General features: G+C 65.1%; 23 protein-coding genes and 1 tRNA gene. 16 read left to right on the top strand and 8 right to left on the bottom strand.

Annotation, left to right across the window (positions count from 1 at the left end):
* Nucleotides 1-107: 107 nt before the first annotated feature.
* Nucleotides 108-1874 (top strand): single-stranded-DNA-specific exonuclease RecJ, encoded by a 1767-nt coding sequence (gene recJ / locus TZ53_RS02870; protein WP_044660360.1) that lies wholly within the window; start codon nucleotides 108-110, stop codon nucleotides 1872-1874.
* 121 nt (nucleotides 1875-1995) lie between these two features.
* Nucleotides 1996-2071: transfer RNA gene (locus tag TZ53_RS02865), tRNA-Glu, on the top strand.
* 193 nt (nucleotides 2072-2264) lie between these two features.
* On the opposite strand, the gene TZ53_RS02860 is transcribed toward TZ53_RS02865, so the two are convergent.
* Nucleotides 2265-3359, bottom strand: coding sequence for a LacI family DNA-binding transcriptional regulator (locus TZ53_RS02860; protein WP_037482940.1), 1095 nt, complete (start codon nucleotides 3357-3359; stop codon nucleotides 2265-2267).
* A gap of 305 nt (nucleotides 3360-3664) precedes the next feature.
* A complete protein-coding gene (locus tag TZ53_RS02855; RefSeq protein ID WP_197565233.1) occupies nucleotides 3665-4759 on the bottom strand; it encodes a hypothetical protein in 1095 nt (364 codons plus the stop codon).
* A 344-nt stretch (nucleotides 4760-5103) separates the two neighbouring features.
* On the opposite strand from TZ53_RS02855, the gene TZ53_RS25900 reads away from it, so the two are divergent.
* From TZ53_RS25900 to TZ53_RS25520, 7 genes are all read left to right on the top strand, one after another.
* Nucleotides 5104-6261: an IclR family transcriptional regulator domain-containing protein gene (locus TZ53_RS25900; RefSeq protein ID WP_137710225.1), complete on the top strand. Its 1158-nt coding sequence runs from the start codon at nucleotides 5104-5106 to the stop codon at nucleotides 6259-6261.
* A gap of 294 nt (nucleotides 6262-6555) precedes the next feature.
* Complete coding sequence (locus tag TZ53_RS02845; protein ID WP_044660358.1) at nucleotides 6556-7560, top strand: MBL fold metallo-hydrolase; 1005 nt, start codon at nucleotides 6556-6558, stop codon at nucleotides 7558-7560.
* Nucleotides 7561-7599: 39 nt separating this feature from the next.
* Complete coding sequence (locus tag TZ53_RS02840; RefSeq protein ID WP_165363313.1) at nucleotides 7600-8673, top strand: peptidyl-alpha-hydroxyglycine alpha-amidating lyase family protein; 1074 nt, start codon at nucleotides 7600-7602, stop codon at nucleotides 8671-8673.
* 131 nt (nucleotides 8674-8804) lie between these two features.
* Nucleotides 8805-9689: a tRNA U-34 5-methylaminomethyl-2-thiouridine biosynthesis protein gene (locus TZ53_RS02835; protein WP_037482922.1), complete on the top strand. Its 885-nt coding sequence runs from the start codon at nucleotides 8805-8807 to the stop codon at nucleotides 9687-9689.
* A gap of 27 nt (nucleotides 9690-9716) precedes the next feature.
* Nucleotides 9717-10529 carry a tRNA U-34 5-methylaminomethyl-2-thiouridine biosynthesis protein gene (locus TZ53_RS02830; RefSeq protein WP_044660357.1) on the top strand — a complete coding sequence of 271 codons (813 nt, stop codon included), beginning with the start codon at nucleotides 9717-9719 and terminating at the stop codon, nucleotides 10527-10529.
* Between the two features lie 400 nt (nucleotides 10530-10929).
* Complete coding sequence (locus TZ53_RS02825; protein WP_082718716.1) at nucleotides 10930-11409, top strand: RidA family protein; 480 nt, start codon at nucleotides 10930-10932, stop codon at nucleotides 11407-11409.
* A gap of 41 nt (nucleotides 11410-11450) precedes the next feature.
* A complete protein-coding gene (locus TZ53_RS25520; RefSeq protein ID WP_025549689.1) occupies nucleotides 11451-11822 on the top strand; it encodes a nuclear transport factor 2 family protein in 372 nt (123 codons plus the stop codon).
* A gap of 61 nt (nucleotides 11823-11883) precedes the next feature.
* Here the strand turns inward: TZ53_RS25520 and TZ53_RS02815 are convergent, their stop codons facing one another.
* Complete coding sequence (locus TZ53_RS02815; protein ID WP_044660356.1) at nucleotides 11884-12120, bottom strand: DUF2061 domain-containing protein; 237 nt, start codon at nucleotides 12118-12120, stop codon at nucleotides 11884-11886.
* A gap of 116 nt (nucleotides 12121-12236) precedes the next feature.
* Between TZ53_RS02815 and TZ53_RS02810 the strand changes: the two genes are divergently transcribed.
* Nucleotides 12237-12977, top strand: coding sequence for a DUF72 domain-containing protein (locus TZ53_RS02810; RefSeq protein ID WP_044660355.1), 741 nt, complete (start codon nucleotides 12237-12239; stop codon nucleotides 12975-12977).
* A gap of 305 nt (nucleotides 12978-13282) precedes the next feature.
* Here TZ53_RS02810 and TZ53_RS02805 read toward each other — a convergent pair whose 3' ends face one another.
* The gene (locus TZ53_RS02805) at nucleotides 13283-13468 is read right to left on the bottom strand and encodes a PspC domain-containing protein (protein WP_044660354.1); all 186 of its coding nucleotides are present in this window, start codon (nucleotides 13466-13468) and stop codon (nucleotides 13283-13285) included.
* A gap of 382 nt (nucleotides 13469-13850) precedes the next feature.
* Here TZ53_RS02805 and TZ53_RS02800 point away from each other — a divergent pair, with 382 nt between their 5' ends.
* Nucleotides 13851-14180 carry a gamma-glutamylcyclotransferase family protein gene (locus tag TZ53_RS02800; RefSeq protein ID WP_229742435.1) on the top strand — a complete coding sequence of 110 codons (330 nt, stop codon included), beginning with the start codon at nucleotides 13851-13853 and terminating at the stop codon, nucleotides 14178-14180.
* Nucleotides 14181-14353: 173 nt separating this feature from the next.
* Complete coding sequence (locus TZ53_RS02795) at nucleotides 14354-15253, top strand: dienelactone hydrolase family protein (RefSeq protein ID WP_044660352.1); 900 nt, start codon at nucleotides 14354-14356, stop codon at nucleotides 15251-15253.
* 111 nt (nucleotides 15254-15364) lie between these two features.
* Here TZ53_RS02795 and TZ53_RS02790 read toward each other — a convergent pair whose 3' ends face one another.
* Nucleotides 15365-15901, bottom strand: coding sequence for a peroxiredoxin (locus TZ53_RS02790; protein ID WP_371873047.1), 537 nt, complete (start codon nucleotides 15899-15901; stop codon nucleotides 15365-15367).
* Nucleotides 15902-16096: 195 nt separating this feature from the next.
* Here TZ53_RS02790 and TZ53_RS02785 point away from each other — a divergent pair, with 195 nt between their 5' ends.
* The 4 genes from TZ53_RS02785 (at nucleotide 16097) to TZ53_RS02770 (ending at nucleotide 19230) form a co-directional block, all read left to right on the top strand.
* Entirely contained in the window at nucleotides 16097-16639 is a 543-nt protein-coding gene (locus TZ53_RS02785; protein WP_044660351.1) for a hypothetical protein, read from the top strand.
* A gap of 127 nt (nucleotides 16640-16766) precedes the next feature.
* Entirely contained in the window at nucleotides 16767-17837 is a 1071-nt protein-coding gene (gene recF / locus TZ53_RS02780; protein ID WP_044660350.1) for a DNA replication/repair protein RecF, read from the top strand.
* 107 nt (nucleotides 17838-17944) lie between these two features.
* Nucleotides 17945-18475: a CHAP domain-containing protein gene (locus tag TZ53_RS02775; RefSeq protein WP_025549682.1), complete on the top strand. Its 531-nt coding sequence runs from the start codon at nucleotides 17945-17947 to the stop codon at nucleotides 18473-18475.
* An 86-nt stretch (nucleotides 18476-18561) separates the two neighbouring features.
* The gene (locus TZ53_RS02770) at nucleotides 18562-19230 is read left to right on the top strand and encodes a CHAP domain-containing protein (protein ID WP_044660349.1); all 669 of its coding nucleotides are present in this window, start codon (nucleotides 18562-18564) and stop codon (nucleotides 19228-19230) included.
* 167 nt (nucleotides 19231-19397) lie between these two features.
* On the opposite strand, the gene TZ53_RS02765 is transcribed toward TZ53_RS02770, so the two are convergent.
* From TZ53_RS02765 to TZ53_RS02755, 3 genes are read right to left on the bottom strand one after another with little or no spacing between them, the layout of a single operon-like run.
* Nucleotides 19398-19673: a DUF3297 family protein gene (locus TZ53_RS02765; RefSeq protein ID WP_025549680.1), complete on the bottom strand. Its 276-nt coding sequence runs from the start codon at nucleotides 19671-19673 to the stop codon at nucleotides 19398-19400.
* Between the two features lie 31 nt (nucleotides 19674-19704).
* Nucleotides 19705-20562, bottom strand: a complete 858-nt coding sequence (locus TZ53_RS02760) for a S1 family peptidase (RefSeq protein ID WP_025549679.1) — start codon at nucleotides 20560-20562, stop codon at nucleotides 19705-19707.
* Between the two features lie 3 nt (nucleotides 20563-20565).
* Nucleotides 20566-20988 carry a DUF350 domain-containing protein gene (locus TZ53_RS02755; protein ID WP_025549678.1) on the bottom strand — a complete coding sequence of 141 codons (423 nt, stop codon included), beginning with the start codon at nucleotides 20986-20988 and terminating at the stop codon, nucleotides 20566-20568.
* Between the last annotated feature and the right edge of the window lie 41 nt (nucleotides 20989-21029).

Raw genomic sequence — 21029 nt, 5'->3', positions numbered from 1 at the left:
CCGTTCAGGGCGCGAACAGGCAATACGCGCAAGCGGTTGCTTCGGTTCCGCCTGCGTCATGAAGGCAGGTGCTTCCCTCCGAATCCCAACCGGTCTAGACCGGCGGCATGACCATCGCGCTCAACATCACCCGCTCTATCCTTGGCCAGCCCTGGCGGTGGCGCGGGGGCAATGGCGACGGGCGCGATCCCGGTTATCGGCCCGACGATCTGGTCACGCAATTGCTGCTGGCGCGCGGTTGCCCGCGTGAGGCGGTGGAGGCGCACCGCAACCCCACCATCCGCCATTTCATGCCCGACCCCAGCCTGTTCCGAGACATGGACGCCGCCGCCGAACGGCTGGCCGATGCGGTGGTGCGCGGGGAGGATGTGCGCATCTTCGGCGATTATGATGTCGACGGCGCGACCAGCGCGGCGCTGCTGATACGCCTGCTGCGCGATCTGGGGCTGGCGGCGCGGCCCTATATTCCCGACCGGCTGATGGAGGGATACGGCCCCTCCGGCGAGGCGCTGGTGCGGCTGGCGGGCGAGGGGGCGACGCTGATCGTCACGGTGGACTGCGGCGCGCAGGCGTTCGAGGCGCTCGCCATGGCGAAGGCGGCAGGAGTCGATGTCGTGGTGGTCGACCATCATAAATGCGCCGCCGCCCTGCCCGAGGCGCTGGCGCTGGTGAACCCCAACCGCCTGGACGAAGCGGAGGAAGCGGCGGCGCACGGTCATCTGGCGGCCGTGGGCGTGGCCTTCCTGCTCGGTGCGGCATTGATCCGCGTGCTGCGCAGACGCGGCTGGTTCGACCGGCGTGCCGAGCCGCCCTTGATGGAACTGCTCGACATCGTCGCGCTGGGCACGGTGGCGGATGTGGCGCAACTGAAGGGCCTCAACCGCGCCTTCGTCGCGCAGGGGCTGAAGATCATGGCGAAGCGGCGCAATATCGGCCTTTCCGCCCTGATCGACGCCAGCCGCCTGACGCGCGCGCCGCTGTGCCACGATCTGGGCTTCGCGCTTGGCCCGCGCATCAATGCGGGCGGGCGCGTGGGCAAGGCGGATCTGGGGGTGCGGCTGCTGATCACCGACGATCCGGCGGAAGCGGCGAAGATCGCGCAGGAGCTGGACCGGCTCAATGAGGAACGCCGCGCCATAGAGGCGGCGGTGCAGGCGGAGGCGGAGGAACTGCTCGCGGCGCAGGGCAATCGGGCGGTGGCGCTGGTGTCGGGCGCGGGTTGGCATCCCGGCGTGATCGGCATCGTCGCCGGGCGCATCAAGGAGAAGGCGGGGCGCCCCGCCATCGTCGTCGCCCTGGATGAGGAAGGCGTCGGCAAGGGGTCGGGCCGCTCCATCTCCGGCGTCGATCTGGGCGCGGCGGTCCTGGCGGCGAAGGATAGCGGCCTGCTGGTCGCGGGTGGTGGTCATGCCATGGCGGCGGGCCTGACGGTCGCGGCGGACAAGGTGGATGCGCTGGCCGACTTCCTCGACGAACGGCTCGCCAACGCCGTCGCGAGGGCGCGGGACGACCGGGCGCTGCTGATCGACGCCGTGCTGGCGCCTGCGGGGGTCAATCCGGATTTCGTCGCCGCCATCGACGCCGGCGGTCCCTATGGGGCGGGGTGGCCTGCGCCGCTCATCGCCTCCGGCCCGATGCGGGTGGTCAAGGCCGATGTCGTCGGCAACGGCCATTTGCGCGCGATCATGGCGGGCGACGATGGCCGGTCGATCAAGACCATCGCCTTCCGCCAGGCGGAATCCGATCTGGGCCAGGCCATTCTCGGCGCGCCGCGCGACCGGCGCCTGTGGATAGCGGGCCGCGCGAAGATCGACGATTGGGGCCCCCGTCCTGCCGCCGAACTGCATCTGGAGGATGCCGCCTGGGCCGATTGAGAAGCGGATCGGCAAATTTTCGCCCCGCGCCCTTTTCATGACGAAAAGGGGGTTGACCGTTCCAGAGCCACCGCCTAATGCCCGCCTCGCTTCGCAGCGACGCCCAAGCGGACCTGCATGTGGCCCCTTCGTCTAGCGGTCTAGGACGCGGCCCTTTCACGGCTGAAACACGGGTTCGATTCCCGTAGGGGTCACCATTTATCAATGCCTTGCGAGGCGGTTGGATAGTGGCTGGCGCCGATCTGGGCGCGCGCGGCCAGCGGATTGAGCCAGTCGGCTTTCGGCTATTCTCCTGGAACTATTGTCGCCCCGCCTGAAGGCTTGGGCATTCACCCGTCTGCGTTTCGCTCCATGCCTGACGTCCAGCCTCGGTTCGGCTGGACCTTCCGGTTATCCCGCCACGGCCGTTCTCGTCGCCTTCGCCGATCGCGTCCTCTTTGCCTGCCCCTGCCGGGGTCGAGCCGTCGATTCCCGCACGACGAGCGAAGGCGCGAGCACGATGTTGCGGATCTCCGGATCATCCCCGCGAATGCGTTGCAGCAGAAGGTCGGCCGCCTCCCGCCCCAGGGCATTATGGCCGATGCGTATCGTCGTCAGCGGCGGCGTCACCAGATCCATCATGGGCATGTCGTTATGCCCGACGATCGATATGTCCTCCGGGCACCGAAGGCCGCGTTCCTTCAGCGCATCATAGGCGCCCAGTGCGAGAAGGTCGTTTGCGGCGACGATCGCGGTGATGTCGGGGTCACGGTCCAGCAGGCGGCGGGTCGCAATCGCGCCCTCTTCCCGCGAATAGCCTTCGGCTGCTTCGTGCAGCGGCTCGGTCGAACGAAGGTCGTGCTGCTCCATCGCGCCATAAAAGGCGCGCCGCCGCAGATGGCCGGTGGACACCGTCTCCGGTCCTGCGAGATGTGCGATCCTGCGATGTCCCAGTTCCACGACATGGTCGACCGCAAGTTGCATTCCCAGCGCGTCGTCGGAGACGACGGCCGACAATCGGCGCTTTTCCTCCGCCCGGTTGACGAGAACCGCCGGAAGCCCCTGTTCGAGACAGAAATCGACCACCGGGTCGTCGCGCTGGACGGTCGCCAGGATCAATCCCTCGATCTGCCGCGTCGCCAGCTCGCGCACGATCTCCAGCTGCCGGCTGGAATCCCGCCCCACATCGGCAACCACGGTCGAGAAGCCTTCCGCCGCAAGCCTTTCCGCCGCGCCGCTGAGGATCGGGGAAAAGACGGTATTCGCGATGTCGGGCACGAGCATGCCGACAAGATGCGAGCGGCCGGTGCGCAGGCCCGCGGCGAGCAGGTTGCGCCGGTAGCCAAGGCGCTGCGCCGCCGCGAGCACGCGTTCAGCCACTTCCTCCGCGACCAGATAGCGGGTCGCTGGGTTGAGCGCGCGGGAGACGGTCGACGGGTGAACCGCAGCGGCCTCCGCGACCTGCTTGATCGTCACGGTCCGGGATTTGGTGCTACTGCGCGGCAAAATAGTCTCCTTTGACAGGCCTTTCTCTTCCCGCGCGCAAATCTTGGCAACATGATTTCGCATTCCGGCCGGTCGCGGGCCTTTTGCAGGCGGCTGCGGCAGGATGGAGGGGCGCCGGTTCATGGCGGCGGGGCGATGCGATGCCGCCCGCGAACGGCCGCTTCGACGGACCGTCAGGTCATCGCGCCGCTATCCGGGCCGTCGGAAATCCGGTCCGGGGCTTGCCTCTGGCTTGTCGTGCTTAAAAGGAGCGATGCGGCAAGGAGCGCCCCCTCCCCTGCCGAGGCCGATATTTCCCGCCGGGCTTAATGCTGGCGTTTGAAGCGCTGCACCCGGCGGCCATAACCGACTTCCGCCGTGTAGAGATTGCCTTTCGAATCGATCGCGATGTTGTGGATCGACTTGAACTGGCCGGGCTGGCGGCCCGCGCGGCCCCATTTCGTGACGAACGCGCCGGTCTGGCGGAGCAGGGTGACGACCTGTCCGTTGCCGCCGTCGGCCACGAAGATATAGCGTTGCGCGGCGTCTTCGGACAGGACGAGGTCCCACACCGATCCGCTGCCCAGCGTCTGGGGCTCCACCTTGAACTCGCGCACATAGGTGCCGTCCTTGCGGAACACCTGTATCCGGTCGTTGGCCCGGTCGCAGACATAGACCAGACCGTCGCGGGCGATGCGCACGCAATGAACCGGGTTGTTGAATCCCTGCGATACCGAAGCGGGCGAATAGGGCGGCAGCTTGTCGTCATTGGGCACCGAACCGCTGCCGCCCCAATGCCGCTTATATGCACCGGTCGACAGGTCGAAGACGATCACCCGGCGATTGCCATATCCGTCCGCGACATAGAGTTCGTTCGCCGCGCTGTCCGTCATCATATGCGCCGGGCGTCCCAGCCGCGTCGTGGAATTCGACCCCTTGGTGCCGTCGTCGGCCCCGAACTGGCGGATGAACTTGCCGTCGCCGGTGAACTCCAGCACCTGGTCGCCGTCCAGATTGCCGGCGATGAAGACATGGCCCGCATCGTCGACATGGATGCCATGTTCCATCTGCACCCATGGATGGCCCTGCCTGGCTCCGCCCCAGGCGGCGAGAAGATTGCCCTGCTGGTCGAATTTCATGACCGGCGGAGCAGCCGAGCAGCAAAGCGACTCAGGCGGAGATTTCTGCGCGCCCTTCTCGTCGTCGAGCAGCGAACCCGGCCGCTGGATGATCCAGACATTATCGTCCTTGTCGACGGCGACGCCCGAGACCTGGCCCAATATCCAGTTGCCGGGCAGGGGCCTTGGCCATTGCGCGTCGGGTTCGAACCGGGGGGCGTCGGCGGCGGGTTTCTGGGCGGGAACGGGCGCTGAGCCGATGCAGCCGATCAGCATCGCCATGGCAAGGAAACAGCGCCGCATAGTCATCCCTCCGGGCCCATTGTCGACCGAATAAGGCTCTCAAGCAAAGGGCCCGCGTCCTAACATATTGTTATTCCGAAAGCGCCGTGGCAGCAGGCGGTTGCGCGCCCTGATGATAGCCATTATTTATCTTAATTAATAAGATTTCAATTGCCTATATCGCGATATGATGGTGATTTGCAGCGTCTGTCAAGGCGCAATCAGGGTGCGTGGCATCTGTTCAGGAAGGTTTCCCCTGTGGAAGGAAGCTGCTAGCTGGAGTTTCGCGCCCGGGGTGGCGCCTTGGGTTTGGATTGGGAGAAGTATTCATTCGCGGACCGGTTCTAACGCCGAAGAATAATTCGGTGACGCGGGCGTTTGCGATCCTGCGGGCCATAGCGGGCGCGGGTCGTGATCTGAGCGCGACGGAGGTTGCCCGCGCGGTGGGCAGCAATATGGCGACGGTGCATCGCTTCCTGCTGACGTTGGAAGGTGAGGGTGCGGTCGCGCGCGGGCGCAAGGGCGGTTTCCATCTGGGGCCGGCCCTGGCCGACCTTGGCGCCCGGGTGGAAGGCGACGTGCTGCTGGTGAATGCGGCGCATCCGCATCTGGAGGCTCTGGCCGATGAATTCCGCGAAGCCGTCCACTGCGTCGCGCGCAGCGGGAACCAGGCGATCAATGCGGCCGTGGCGCGGCCCGACCGTTCGCTGGTCATCAGCCATCCGGTGGGCGAGCCGTTTCCGCTTCACTGCACCTCCGCGGGCAAGCTGTTCATCGCCTCGATGAGCGAGAGTCACCGCGCCAGCTTCCTCGCCAATGCGGAGCTCAGGCGCTACACGCCCGGCACCATCGTCGATCCGGGGCAGCTCATGGCCGAACTCGGCCGCATCGCGAAGCAGGGCTATGCGGTGGACAATGAGGAATGGGAGGAGGGGCTTCGTTCGATCGCCCTGCCGCTGCATAACATGCGGGGCCAGGTGGTGGCGGCGATCGCGCTGTCCGCGCCCAGTTCGCGGCTGGGCGACGAGCAGTTGGCGAAGGCGCGGTCCGCGATCGCCGGCAGCGTGACCCAGATCGAACGGTCGCTGTCGATCGAAAGCCGGGTTTTCCCGTCGCGCGCCAAGCCGCGCGGCAATTTCCCGCACCTGAAGCGCGTGGCGGATTTCCTGTTCATTTCGGGCACCAGCGCGCGGCGGCCGGATGACAGTTTCGAGGGCGCGACCGTTGGAGAAGACGGCAAGGTCGTGATCGACATAGAGCGGCAGGCGCGCTTCATCTTCGACGCGATCCGGGACATGCTGGCAACGGCGGGCGCGTCGCTGGCGGACATCGTCGATATTCAGGTCCACCTGCTCGACATGGCCGATTATGAGACCTTCAACCGCGTCTATGCCGATTATTTCGGCTTCGAAGGCCCTGCGCGCAACACCGTCGCGGTCAAGGAACTGCCCCATCCCCATCAGGGGATCATGATCACCGCCATCGCGTTCAAGCCGGGTTCCCATATCGCCCCGGACGAATGACGCCATGGCCCTCGACCGGAGCGATTTCCAGGCGACGCAATCGATCGCTGATTAAGAAATCGCGTTAGGACGGAAATCAGGGCGGTTCCGGCCCGGTGCCGGGATCGCGCGCCTGCTGTTTGATCCTTGTCCGTTCCATCGTGCGATGTCGCGCGAGCGCCAGCCGTGGCTGTGTGACATAAATTCTCATCTAACGACTTTTATATCTTGCATATCGAGATAATATATTTCATGCAGGGTTCCGGGAAGGGAGAGACGTGGATGCCCGATGTTCGTTTGAGCCGAAGGTCCGCAATGTCCGCCATGCCCGGAGGGCGGGCGCGTCGCCGGTTCTGGCGGGCAGCCGCCCTCGCCCTGTTGGCGGCGGCGGGCGGTGGCGCGGCGCAGGCTCCGGCGGCGAAGGTGCCGATGGTGAAAAGCCAGGCGCCGGGCTTTTATCGCATGATGCTGGGCGACTATGAGATCACGGCGCTCAATGACGGCGTCGTCGACTTCCCGCCGGCAAAGCTCTTGACGAACACGACGGCGGGCGAGGTGGCCGCGATGCTGCGCAAGCGGTTCGAGCCGGATGCCGTGCCCACGTCCGTCAATGCCTTCCTGATCAACACGGGCGACCGCCTGATGCTGGTGGACACGGGCGCCGGAAAGGTTCTGGGGCCGCGTCTGGGCGGGCTTGCCGAAAGCCTGCGGGCGGCGGGGTACCGGCCGGATCAGGTCGATGCCGTGCTGATCACGCACATGCATCCCGACCATATCGGCGGCCTGGTGAAGGATGGGCAGCCGGCATTCCCCAATGCGACCGTCTATGCCGACAAGACCGATGCGGCGCTGTGGCTGGACCCGGCCGAAGCGGCGAAGGCGCCGGAGGATCAGGGCAAGCTCGGCAAATATCGCTTCCGGGCGGTCAAGGAGTCGATGGACGCCTATAGCCGGCGCGGCAGGCTCCAATATTTCGACGGCACGGGGGAAGTGCTTCCCGGCATACGCGCCATCGCCTCTCGCGGACATTCGCCCGGCCACGCCTTTTTCGAGGTGGAATCGAAGGGCGAGCGCCTGCTCTTCTGGGGCGACATCATGCATTTCGGGCAGGTCCAGCTCGAGCTGCCGGAAGTGGCCATGTATTCCGACATCGATCCTGCAAAGGCGACGGCGAGCCGGTTGGCGGCGCTGAAGGATGCAGCGGACGGGCGCTATCTGGTCGCCGCCGCGCACCTGCCCTTTCCCGGACTGGGGCATATCCGCAAGGCCGAACGCGGCTATGCCTGGGTGCCTGTCACCTACGAAATCCCGCCCCGCTGAAGGGGGCGGCTGGACGGCCCGATGCGTGAAGGCGTCGGGATGATGCATCGATGGGAGGAGGCGACATTGCGACTGGGTTCCGGATTATTGGCCTTCGCGGCGACGATGCTGCTGCCCGCCGTTGCGGTCGCGCGCGATGCGGCTCCGCGCAACGACCTGCCTCAGCCTTATGAAACGACCCGGGATTGGGGCACTTTGCCCGCGGGCATGAAATGGGCGGCGGTGACGGCGGTGGAATCGGCCCCGGGCGGCGTCATCTACGTCATCCATCGCTGCTTTGAGAATTCCTGCATCGACCGGCCCGAACCGCCGATCCTGAAATTCGATGCGCAGGGCCGACTTCTGAAGGCATTCGGCCAGGGCCTGTTTCGCTTCCCCCATGGGGCGACCGTCGATCCGCAGGGCAATTTGTGGGTCACCGATCTGGGTTCCGTTTTCCTGGCCGAGCGTGGATCGGGCGACAATGGCGGCAAGATCGTGAAATTCGATCCGGACGGCAAGGTGCTGATGACGCTGGGTCACGATGCGCTGGGTTCCGCCACAGACTTTCTGGATCAGCCCAATGACGTCGTGGTCACGCGCAAGGGCGACTTCTTCGTGTCCGAAAGTCATTCGCCCGGCGGCAAGAACAACCGGGTGCTGAAATTCTCGAAGGACGGCAAGTTCATCGGGCAATGGGGGCGCAAGGGGAGCGGTCCTGGCGAGTTCAGCGAGCCTCACAGTCTGGCGCTCGATTCCCGTGGGCGGCTGTTCGTGGCCGATCGGGAGAATAACCGCATCCAGATCTTCAGCCCGGACGGCAAGTTCCTGGCCCAATGGCATCAGTTCGGTCGCCCCAGCGGCATCTATATCGACGGGAAGGACAGGCTCTATGTCGCGGATTCCGAATCCAGTCCGGTCGAGGGCCGCAATCAGGATGCCCGCATCCGTCGCGGTATCCGTATCGGCAGTGCCCGGACCGGAAGGGTCGACGCCTTCATCGAGGATGCCGAAGCGGCGGAACCCAGGCATTCCGGGGCCGAAGGCGTGGGTGTCGACGATCAGGGCAATGTCTATGGCGCGGTCGTTGGCCGCCGCATGCTGGAACGGCATGTGAAGCGGCCGAAGCCATGAAGGGCTGCCCGATTCCGAATGATCGGCCCGTTGCAAGGCCCGCAGACTTTCGTTGACGGCTTCCTGCAGGCTTGATACCAATCTTACAAGACGAATTATTTTTCTTACTTAATGAGAATCGGAGAGAGCTCATGTCCCAAGGTAAGATTCTCGCGGGCTTCGTGGCGCCGCATCCTCCCCATCTCGTCTATGCCGAAAATCCCCCGCAGAACGAGCCGCGCTCGGAGGGCGGGTGGGAGCCGCTGCGCTGGGCCTATGAAAAGGCGCGCAAGAGCATCGAGGAACTGAAGCCCGACGTGCTGCTCGTCCATTCGCCGCACTGGATCACCACAGTCGGCCACCATTTCCTGGGCGTGGAGCGTCTGTCGGGCAAGTCGGTCGATCCGATCTTCCCCAACCTCTTCCGCTTTGCCTTCGACCTGAACGTCGACGTCGACCTTGCCGAAGCCTGCTGCGGCGAGGCGCAGGCGCTTGGCCTGACCGCCAAGATGATGCGCAATCCGAACTTCCGGGTGGATTATGGCACGATCACCACGCTGCACATGGTCCGTCCGCAATGGGACATCCCGGTCGTCGGCATTTCGGCCAATAATTCGCCTTATTATCTGACCCTCGACGAGGGCGTGGAGGAGATGGAGCGGCTGGGCGAAGCGACGCGGCGGGCGATCGAGAAAAGCGGCAAGCGGGCCGTGCTGCTCGCGTCCAACACCTTCTCGCACTATCATTTCCATGAGGAGCCGGAGATTCCCGAGGATATGAGCCGGGAGCATCCGCAAAGCTACAAGGGCTACAAATGGGACATGCGCATGATCGAACTCATGCGCAGGGGCGAGATCCGGGAGGTGATGCGCCTGTTCCCCGAATGGGTGGAGGAAGCCTTTGCCGAAGTGAAGTCCGGGGCCTTCCCCTGGATGATCTCCGCCATGGAATATCCCACCACGCCTGCGGAGCTTCACGGCTACGGCACGGTCATCGGCACCGGCAACGCCGTCATGGAATGGCGCCTGGCGGCCTGAGCCCCAATCGAGATACGAGGACATATCATGCCGGTCGTTTCCGCATTTCTGATGCCGGGCAATCCGCTGCCCTTCCTGCGCCAGGACAATCCGCCCTGGGCTCCGCTCGCCACGGCGGCGAAAGCGGCGGGCGAGGCGCTGCGCGCCAGCCGGCCCGACGTGCTGCTGATCTATTCGACCCAATGGTTCGCCGTGCTGGACGAACTGTGGCAGGCGCGTCCGCACAGCACGGGCGTCCATGTCGATGAGAACTGGTATGATTATGGCGACCTCCAGATGGACTTGCGTGCGGATGTTTCGCTGGCTCAGGCGTGCGTCGCGGGGGCCAATGCGGCGGGCCATCGATCCAAGGCGGTCGATTATGAAGGCTTTCCGATCGACAGCGGAACGATCGTCGCCAACGCCTTCCTAAACCCCGGCGGAACGATTCCGACGGTGGTCGCCGCCAACAACCTCTATCATGATTTCGCCACGACGGAGGCGCTGGGCCGGGTGGCGGCGGAGCAGGCCGATCTTCAGGGCAAGCGCGCGGCGGTGATCGCGGTCGGCGGCCTTTCCGCCGGCTATTTCGACAAGGATATCGACATAGCCGAGGATCGTATCGTGGATGAGCAGAGCGACGCCGCCAATCGCGCGCTGCTTGCCGCGATGGAGCAGGGCGGGGCGGACCGCTTGCGCGCCGGACTGGATGACTTCGCCGCGGCGGCGAAGACCGACATGGGGATGAAGCATCTGGCCTGGCTGTTGGGGGGCGTGGGCGATTTCAAGAATGCCCATGTCCATGGCTATGGGTCGACCTATGGCGCGGGTGCGGCCGTGGTCGAGTTCAAGCTGGCCTGATCCGGCGGACCATGGCCGTCAGCCGGCATCGCCATTCCCTTGACTCCATGTCGCCGGACGCGCCGGGCGGTTCGGACTTCGCGCTTGAAGGCCGCGCTTGTCCCCCTTCGCTTGCGGCGGCGGCGGGAGAGGCGCTAGAGCCGATCGACATTCAGAAGATGACGAGCCGAAAATGGTGGTTTTCCGTGACCCGGCGCGCAGCGTACTCAAAGTACGTGAGCACCGGAAGCACGGAAAAGCGTCATTTGCAGGCCGTCAGGGCTGAATGTCGATTGGCGCTAGGCCCCGGGGGCGGGTTCTGGCAGCAAATGGCCCGTCCGGCACAAGCGGGGCGGCCAGGCGTTCATCATGGGCTTCGCGTTCGAAAGATCGGTTCGATAGAGTTTACGGTGCAATGAAGATGACAGATGAATTGAAGATCGGCCTGCAGCCGGCACCCAATGGCCGTCTTGCGGCGGCGCCGGCCGGCATAGTGGAGGGCAAGGCGAAGCCGCGCGGGCAATTTCCCCATTATCGGCGGGCCGGGGACTTCATCTTCATATCGGGCACCAGCGCGCGAAAGCCGGACAACAGCATCGAGGGTTCCGATGTCGACGAAATGGGCGTCACCCAATTGGACATCAAGGCGCAGACCCGCGCCGTCATCGAGAATATCAGGGATATATTGGCGGCCGCCGGCCTCGACCTGTCGGATCTTGTCGAGGTAAGTTGCTTTCTCGTCAGCATGAACGATTTCGGTGGCTTCAACGAAGTGTGGGCGGAATATTTCGACGAGACCGGCCCCACCCGGACGACGGTCGCCGTCCATCAGCTTCCCCATCCGCTGCTGCTGGTCGAGATGCGCGCCATCGCCTACGCCCCGGACCCGCAGATGGGCTGATCCGCCCGCGAACAGACCAAGCCCGATAGAAGGAGGAAATCATGTCCGACCGTCGCGAACGGATCGTGCGCGCCTATTTGTCCGCCATGGAAAAGGGCGACCTGAACGGCGTGCTCCAATGCTTCGCAGCCGATGGCAAGGTGATTTCGCCCGTCTATGGGGAAGAGCCCGTCCGCCCATTTTACGAAAAGCTGTTCGCGGACACGATCAGCGCCAGCGTCGACCTGCACAGCCTGTACGTCAGTCCGACGCAGCCCGAGCGGCTGATTGCCCATTTCGCCTATCGCTGGAGCCGGCATGGCCAGCCCGATGTCGATACCGACCTGATCGACCTTTTCGAATTCGATCCGCAAAGTGATCGGATCGGGCGTTTGCGGATCGTTTTTGCGCCCTTGCCCGGCAGCGGCGCGTGATGGGCAGCGCCATGGCCGGACGGGCAGGCCGCCCCCAGGATTCCGTCGAAGGTTGCGGCTTTCAGGCGAAGGCGGCCTGATCGCGAACCCATTCCCGCCCCGCGCCGCGTGGCGGACGAGCGGTGATCTTCTTCCACGCCTGCTCATGGAAGAAGAAGGCGACGGCGTTGATCATCGGTTCGATCAGCGCGATCCCGCCAGCCATGGCGACGGAACCGGTCATCAGATAAGCGACCGAGAAGCCCACGGTCAGGTGGATGCTGAGATAGGTGGCGGTCTTGATCAGGTCTGTGGACATGGCTCTGTGCTCCTGTTGCCGCTCAATTAAGATTCGTTCGCAATAGGTGCCAACAGCTTTTCCCTCTGGCTCTGATCGCCTTTGCCGATCAGGATGGCGGGAAAGGAGAGTCCAGGATGAGCGGAAAGATCAGGGTCGGCATCGGCGGTTGGATCTTCGAACCATGGCGCGGCACCTTCTATCCCGAAGGGCTGCGGCAGAAGGACGAACTGGCCTATGTGGGCCAGCATCTGACCGCGACGGAGATCAATGCCACCTATTACAGCACGCAAAAGCCGGCGACCTTCGCCGGCTGGGCCAAGGCCGTGCCGGATGGCTTCCAGTTCGCGGTGAAGGCGTCGCGCTACTGCACCAATCGGCGCGTGCTGGCGGAGGGGGGCGAATCCATTGCCAAGTTCATCAACCAGGGTCTGGTCGAGCTGGGCGACCGGTTGGGGCCGATCCTCTGGCAATTCATGCCGACCAAGAAATTCGATGCGGAGGATTTCGGCGCTTTCCTGAAGCTGCTGCCGGCCAGCATCGACGGCGTGCCTTTGCGCCACGCACTGGAGGTGCGGCATGAGAGTTTCGATGATCCCGTCTTTTTCGACCTCGCGCGGCGGGCCGGCGCGGCCGTGGTCTATGCCGACCATCCGGAATATCCGGCGCTGCAAGGCCAGGAGGTCGGCTTTTCCTATGCCCGTCTGATGCGCACGCGGGAGGAGGAGCCGACTGGCTATTCGGCGGAGGAGATCAAGGGCTGGGCGGAGGTGGCGTGCGAACGGGCCGCCAGAGGCGACGTCTACGCCTTCTTCATCAGCGGGGCGAAGGTCCGCGCCCCCGCCGCAGCGCAGGCCATGATTGTGGCTTTGCAGTAACATCGACTGTTGCATTTGCTGCAACTGCGAAATCGTCCTTTGCGATTGTTACAACATCATGTCGGGCGCATAGGCCCGCTCGCCCCTGGTGGCGATAAATAACAATGACTTGCAGGACGAATGATATGCGACATACGGTTCAGGGCGTTGCCCTTATGGTTGCGGTCGGCGCGCAGATGCTGACCTTCTATTCGGTGCTGTTTGCCTGAGCGCAACATGACCCGATCCAAAGAGTCCTTGATGGACATCGGAAGAGCCGCCCTGGATATTGCCATGGGCGGCTCTTTCATTATCGCGGGACTTGATCAACCCTCCGCCAGCCAGCCCGCCAGCAGATAAGCGACGAGGCCGACCGGACCCAGGGCGCACAGCGTCAGCAGCACGAGCGCAATCCGGATCAGCGTGACATCCAGGCCGGTGCGGTTGGAAAGCCCGGCGCACACGCCCATGATCTTTCCATTGCGGCGGTCGAGGGTGAAGCTGTTGTTCATGAATCTGGCCTTCTTGAAGAGATATGGCGGGATCAGGCGATCGGCGCGATCGGAACGGCGGCGCCGATGAAGAGCGCGGAAACCAGCAGGGCGCCGGTAAGGGCAAAGGCGGCGTTTTGAAGCTTGGCGAACATGATATACTCCCTGATTTGTGCTTGGCCGGACAGTCCGGCCGTGATGCAAGGAAGATTGCAGGAGCCGTGCCAATTTCGATTTCGACCCGATTTTCAGGCATTTTCGCGGCCCATTCCTCATTTTTGGGCGGGAAATTTTCCGCTAATTGGGCAAATTTCCTGCAAGTCGGGAATATTTGCAGGGTGATCGTCTGAAGGGGCCGCTTCTCTTCGTCTACGGCACGCTCCGGCCCGGTTGCGACGAACCGATGGCCCGCTGGTTGGGCGATGCGGCCCGTCCTGTCGGCCCAGCCGTCGCGCAAGGCGCGCTTTATCGCGTGGCGGCCTATCCGGGCTTCGTGCCTGGCGGGACCGGTGACGTGACGGGCGACCTGTTCGCGCTCCCCGATCCGGAGGCGGTGCTTGCCGCGCTCGACGATTATGAGGAATGCGCTGCCCACTTCCCCCAGCCGCATGAATATCGTCGCGAACGGCTGATCGTCCTGGGCGAACATGGGCCGGTGGAGGCATGGACCTATATCTACAATCGCGACGTCGTCGGGCTGGAACGGATCGAGAGCGGTGATTTCCTGAGTTGAGAATGGCTTGCGCGAGGCCCGGGCGCGGCTGGAGCGTTTTCCGGGCGGATAGAATGATCTGCTGGCTCGGAAAACGCAGCAAAACAAAAGCCTGGGCATCATGCAGAAAACCGGTTCCCACTTTTCTGCATGATGCTCTAGGCTCTCCCGCCATGGCTTGAGGAGAGACGCGCATGACCGATGAACGGGATCAGCCGGAACGTTTGCCCGAAGACAGCAACTGGATCGGTTCGACCGGCCTCGACCGGCGCAAGCTGCTGGTGGGCGGGGCGTTCGCTGCGGGCTTCGCCGCAGCCTGCCGGCCTGTGTCCAGCAGCGCGGTCCAGACCTCCGGCGAAGGGTTGAAGGAAGAAAGCGTCTCGATCGGGGCGAGCGACGGCTTTGCCATGCCTGCTTTCGTCGCTCGTCCCGCCGCCGGCAAGGCTGCGCCCGTCATCGTCGTGGTGCATGAGATTTTCGGCGTGCATGAATGGATCCGCGATATCTGCCGCCGCTTTGCAAAGGCGGGTTATTACGCCATCGCTCCCGACCTGTTCGCGCGCCATGGCGATGCGACCAAGGTGACTGATTTCAGGCAACTGGTCGGCACCATCGTGTCCAAGGCCTCCGACGAGCAGGTGTTGAAGGACATCGACGCCACCTATGCCTGGGCGGGCAGCCATGGCGGGGACGGCAGGCGGCGCGGCATCACCGGCTTTTGCTGGGGCGGGCGGGTCGTGTGGCTCTACGCCGCCCACAGCGGGGAACTGGACGCGGGCGTCGCATTTTACGGCCGGCTGGTCAGCGACAAGACCGAATTGCAGCCGCTGAGCGTCATCGAGCAGGTGAACCGGCTCAAGGCCCCGGTGCTTGGCCAATATGGCGCGCTGGACAAGGGCATTCCGGTGGCTGACGTCGAGAAGATGCAGGCAGCGCTGAAGATCGCGGGCAAGTCGCCGCCGGACGCGATCACCGTCTACCCTGGCGCCGACCATGGCTTCATGGCCGACTATCGCCCCAGCTACAACGAAGCCGCCGCCAAGGCCGCGTGGGACGCGACGCTCGGCTGGTTCGGCAAATATGTGAAGCGATAGGGATCGTTCGGCTTGGGCTGAGCTGAAAGCGGCGCCCTTGCCATATGTTCATTCTTTACCGCCATGCTGAAGCAAGTTCGGCATGACGGCTTTGCAGGGCGGCGGCTGCCCTTATTTCTGCTTCATCGCCTCGACGGCGGCGAGCGTGCTCTTCACATGGCCGGCATAGTTCATCTCGCTATGGACGAAGGCGATGCGGCCGCTGGGCGCGATGACATAGGAAGTGCGGTCGGTCATGCCCGGCCGCATCTTCAGCGCCACGTCATAGCCCGACACGATGTTGGGACCAGCCGACGCCACGGCGAACTTGCCCGCGCATTCCTTGGTGGAGAAGGCGACCAGATCGTCCACCGGATCGGCCGACATGCCGATCACGGTCGCGCCAGCCTTCCTGAAATCCTCGATATGTTCGGCGAATTCCCGCGCTTCGGCGGAGCAGCCGGGGGTGAACGCCTTGGGGAAGAAATAAAGCACCACCGGCCCGCGCTTCAACTGGTGCGACAGGGTCAGGGTGAAGGTCTTCCCCGCCAGCGCGCCGCGGGTGGTGAAGTCGGGCGCCTTGGCCCCGACGGCCAGCGCCGCCATGGCGGCCTGCGAACCGACGGCGGCAGCGGCAAGGGCGAGAGCGATCTTCAGGCTTCTCATCATCGGCTTCCTCTTCATTCAGGCGGTGGGGGGCTTCCGATAGTCCATCCCTTCGGCCATGGTGATGACTGCAACGTTCGCCGCGCGCAAGTCCGCCAGTGGCCCAGCCGGATCGCGGGGGAAGAAAAGTCAGCCCCTTTCCGGCGCGCCATGGCATAAGCCGTGGCTGAGAAGTGGCCGAGAAGGAGTGTGGCAGGGATGAAGCAGGAACGCGCGCTGGCCGGAACCCATTGGCCGAATGCCGGTTTTCCTCCCATGCGCGCGATGATTCTCCTGCCGCTGCTCGTCCTTGCGGCGTGCGGCGACAAGCCGGGCGATCAGCCCGGGATAGCCACCAATATCGTCGACGAAGCGATGAACGAAGTGCAGCAGGTGCCGGAAGGCGCGAACGGTATCCAGACCGCTGAACCCGCGCCGGAGATTCCATCCAAGCCCGTGCCGGTGGGGTCGACCATCCCCGCCAGCGTGCAGGGGCGATGGACGGGCCTGGACGAAAGCTGTGCCGACCGCGCGACCGAGCTGGAGCTGACGATCACGCCGACCAGCCTGGTCTTTCTGGAGAGCGAGGGGAAGGCGACCGGCGTGTCACACGGCCCAGACGGCCGCATCCGCATCGACGCGGCCTTCACCGGCGAAGGGCAGAGCTGGAACAGGAAGCTGGAATTGCGGCCCTCGGCCAGCGGGCGGGAGTTGACGGTGATCGACGACGGCCGGGCGGTGACGCGGAAGCGGTGTAGTTGATCTTCGGCCTGTTCCTGCGAAGGCGGGAAACGGGATCGGGCGGCAGAATTGGGTTCCTGCCTGCGGAGGAGCGCGGAATGCTTACTCCAAGCTTTCCCAAAGCCGCCGCACTGGTTAGAGCCGCCTCATGATCGGCCGTCTTACCTTGAGCGATTTCCGCAATCATGCGGATGCACTGATCATGCCCGATCACAGTTTCATCGTGCTGACCGGGGATAATGGCGCGGGCAAGACCAACATATTGGAAGCCGTGTCGATGTTGGCGCCGGGACGCGGCCTGCGCGGCGCGGCCCTGCGCGACATGGTCCGGCAGGACGGGGCGGGCGGTTTCGGCATAGCGGCGGAAGTGGACGGCGTGATGCTGGGTACAGGGGTTCTCGCTTCGGCCCCCGACCGGCGTCAGGTGCGGATCGGGGGCGTCGCCTCCTCCGCCAATGCGCTGGCGGATCATCTGTCCATCGTGTGGTTGACGCCGGCCATGGACCGGCTGTTCATGGACAGTCCCGGCGGGCGGCGTCGTTTCCTGGACCGGCTGACGCTGGCGCTTCACCCCGCCCATGCCGCGCACAGCGCCCGCTACGAGGCGGCGATGCGGGCGCGCAACCGGCTGCTTAACGATCTGTCCGCCGCCGATCCTTCCTGGCTGAGCGCGCTTGAAACGCAGATGGACGAGCATGGCGCGGCGCTTGCCGTCGCGCGCGCCGATCTGGTCGGCCGCTTGCAGGCCGCGCTGGAGGACCAGCCCGACCATCCCTTCGCCCGTCCGCTGCTGGCGATCGAGGGGGAGGGGGAGGGCGACGAGCCCCTGGGGCTTCGCCTGGCCCGCGAACGCCGCCGCGATGCCGCTGCCGGTCGCACCTTGTCCGGCCCGCACCGGCAGGACCTTGCCGTCGTTCACGCCGCCAAGGCGCAGGCTGCTGCGCTCTGTTCGACCGGCGAGCAGAAGGCGCTGCTGCTCTCCATCCTCCTCGCCCATGCGGCTCTGGTGGCGGCTCATCGCGGCCAGCCGCCGGTGCTGCTGCTCGACGAAGTGGCGGCGCATCTCGACCCGTCGCGGCGGGCCGCGCTGTTCGACCGGCTGCGGGAAACCGGCGGCCAGGTCTGGATGACGGGGACGGAATCCGCACTTTTCAACGGCTTGCCTGTGGCCAGCCGGTTTTGCGTAACGGCGGGGCACGTCTTTCGTTCCGCAGATTGACGCGCCGCAACAACGACTCGTCGCTGGCTGCTTTTCAACGCGTCCGGCGTCTGCCCTAAAGCATGGCACGGGGTTAAGTCGTTCAAATAGTCGGGGGTCGCATTCCTATGATCGGTGGTTTTCGCGCTATTGTCGCAGCGGCAACGCTTGCACTCGGTGCCCTGATCACGACCCCGGCCGCTGCCGGCGTCCTCCAGTGCGCGCCCTTCGCCCGGCAGGTTTCCGGTATCGAGCTATATGGCAATGCCAACACCTGGTGGGGTCAGGCCGATGGCCGCTATGAACGCGGCCATGAACCCCGTGTCGGCGCCGTCCTTGCCTTCTCGGCGAGCCGTTCGATGCCGGTCGGCCATGTCGCCATGGTCAGCAAGGTGGTCAGCGAACGCGAAGTGCTGTTGACCCATGCCAACTGGTCCTATCGCGGCGGCGTAGAGCGCAATGTCCGCGCCATCGACGTGTCCCCGAACAATGACTGGACCGATGTGCGCGTCTGGTATGGCCCGATCGGGGATCTGGGTCTGCGGCCGAACCCCGCCAAAGGCTTCATCTACGCGCACAAGGCGAGCGACGCTCCGGTGCAGATCGCCATGGCGGATCGCGCGACGGCAGGCTCCGACGCCGCGCGGGGTGCTTTCTGACATTTTAACCATTTCCTAATGGCCGCCGCCTAATTTCGTCGGCGGTGGGGCGATTCTGAGACTTTTGGGGTCGCATGAAAGTGGGAATGATGCGCTGGGCGGCCTTGCTGCTGGCTGGCCTGACAACGACGCCTGTGCTGGGCGCGACCGTGCTGCAATGCGTGCCCTATGCGCGCACCGTGTCGGGCGTCCAGATCTATGGCGACGCGCTGACCTGGTGGGACCAGGCGGAAAACCATTATAAGCGCGGGCATGCGCCCCGCAGGGGAGCGGTGCTGGCCTTCCGTCCCGTCGGCCCGATGGTGCTGGGCCATGTCGCGGTGGTCAGCAGGGTGCTGGACGACCGGCGCGTGCTGATCCGGCATGCCAACTGGTCGGTGCCCGGCGCGATCGAGGAGGATGTTCTCGCAGTCGACGTATCCGAAGAAGGCGACTGGAGCGAGGTGCGCGTCTGGCACAGCCCGACCAACCGGATGGGCGCGCGCAGCAACCCGACCTTCGGCTTCATCTATCCCGACAAGCCGCAATTGCGCGAGTTCCGGACCGATCCGGCGCTGGGCGTCAGCACGCGCTTCGCCAGCATGACGGTGACCAAGGACGATCCGGAGGAGGATAGCGCTCCGTTGCGCAGGTCCGCTGCCCAGCCGCGGCTGGCGGTCGACCTGCGTGCCATCCGCTATGCCGATGCGGCGCCTTCCGCCCGTTCGCTGCGCGACATCATCGCGGACGTGAAGCGAGACGCGGCGCTGCGTTGAAGCGGCCCGATGCTCCCGCGCGGGCAGCAACCCGGTCCCGGCTATCCTGAAAACACGGCGTCCGAACGGGCTCTCATGAGCCTCTCGTCTCATCGGAACGCGGCTGAATTAAAGGGCGCGGCCCTCTGGCGAGGCGGCGCCCTTTTTTCTTCAGCGCAGGCGAAACCCTATTCCGCCTTGTCCGCTGCTTCCCCGGCGCCCTCGTCCGCATTCTCGAACCACGCCTCGACCGGCCCGGAGAGCTTGATCGTCAGCGGCTGGCCGTGGCGGTCGCGGGTCTTGCCCGCCGCCACGCGAATCCATCCTTCGGAAATGCAATATTCCTCGACATCGTTGCGGACGCGGTCCTTGAAGCGGATGCCGATGCCCCGCTGGAGCACGTCCATGTCGAAAAAGGGGCTCTTCGGGTTGGTGGAAAGGCGGTCGGGGGGCGTATCGCTCATGATGGTCCAAATCCTGTCAATCTGGCGCGACCTAGCCCTTAGGCCTGCCCGCCGTCAACTGCTGCGGTCCATCGTCGACATCGCAGAAGATGCGCCGGATCACCCCCTGCGCCAGCCAGGATTCGAAGCGGGCATGCGCATCGGCCAGATCCAGGAAGGGATAGGCGACCGGCCGTTCCCCCACCGCCCGGCTGGCGATGACCAGCCGCATCATGGCATCGGGCGCCGTGGTCAATATGCGTCCGCGCCGGTCGGTGGCGGCGCTGTTGACGCCGACGACATGGCCGTCCTCGGCAAAGACCGGACCGCCGCTGATGCCCGACAGCGTGCCGTCACCCATCGGAATGCGCGCATGCTCCGCCCAGGCGAGCACGGGCTGCGTCTCCTCGCCTGCGCCGCGCCGGGCGCGGGCGGCGCCGATCAGTTCGGATATGACGAGCGTCGGCTGTCCGCCCGGAAAGCCCATATGATAGCCGACCGATCCGGGCGGCGGCATGCGGTCCGACAGCGGCAGGGCGTGGTCGCTCGCCACGCCCCCGCGCACCAGCGCGGCATCCGCTTCCCGGCTTTCCACCAGGCGCGACACGGGGCGGGCGAAGCCGCCCTGCTCTATGCCGACCCGGGTGCAGCCATGGGTGACATGCTCGGCGGTCAGCCATGCGCCGTCCCGGTCGATGGCGAAGGTCGTGCCCATGCTGTCGGCGGGCGCCTCCGTCCGTTCCTCGATGACGAAGCTCTCATCGCTCCATTGCGGCATCGGACGGCGCGGCGAGCGCGGGTCGAAAGCCTCGACATGCAGCGGCGTTGGCCTGATGACCTCGCTGATCCACAGCAGGGCGAGGATGATGCCGAGCAGGCCGGGCAGACAGCCGAAGCGCCGGCCCGCCACGGCTCAACCCGCGACCGCGCCGGCGGTCAGGCAGGCGATGGCGACCTTCATCATGGCGAGGAAGATGGCGGCGGACCGTTCGTCCGCCTCGATGCGGGTCGGCAGCGAGCCCAGCAGGAAATCGACCACGCGGAAGGCGATGAGTTGCAGGATCAGCGTCACGCTGCCCCAGATCATGATGTCCCAGACATTCACCGAGCCCGCGAGGCAAAAGCCCAACGGCACCGCCAACCCGATCGCCGCCCCGCCCAGCGAGATCGCCGCGGCAGCATTGCCTGCCCGGATCAGTGCGAATTCGTCATGCGGCGTGATCCACATATAAAGCGCCAGCGCCGCCAGCCAGGCCAAGGTTGCGGAACCCAGGTGCAGCAGGAAGATGGGCAGGCCCGACAGCAGGCTCTGAATGACGGGCATGGGATCGGTCATCGCGTCAAAATGCCGCAAGCGGATGCCGGGCGCAATTGCCA

Source organism: Sphingobium sp. YBL2, assembly GCF_000943805.1.
Lineage (GTDB): Bacteria > Pseudomonadota > Alphaproteobacteria > Sphingomonadales > Sphingomonadaceae > Sphingobium > Sphingobium fuliginis.
This window is presented reverse-complemented; position numbering and strand designations above follow the sequence as displayed.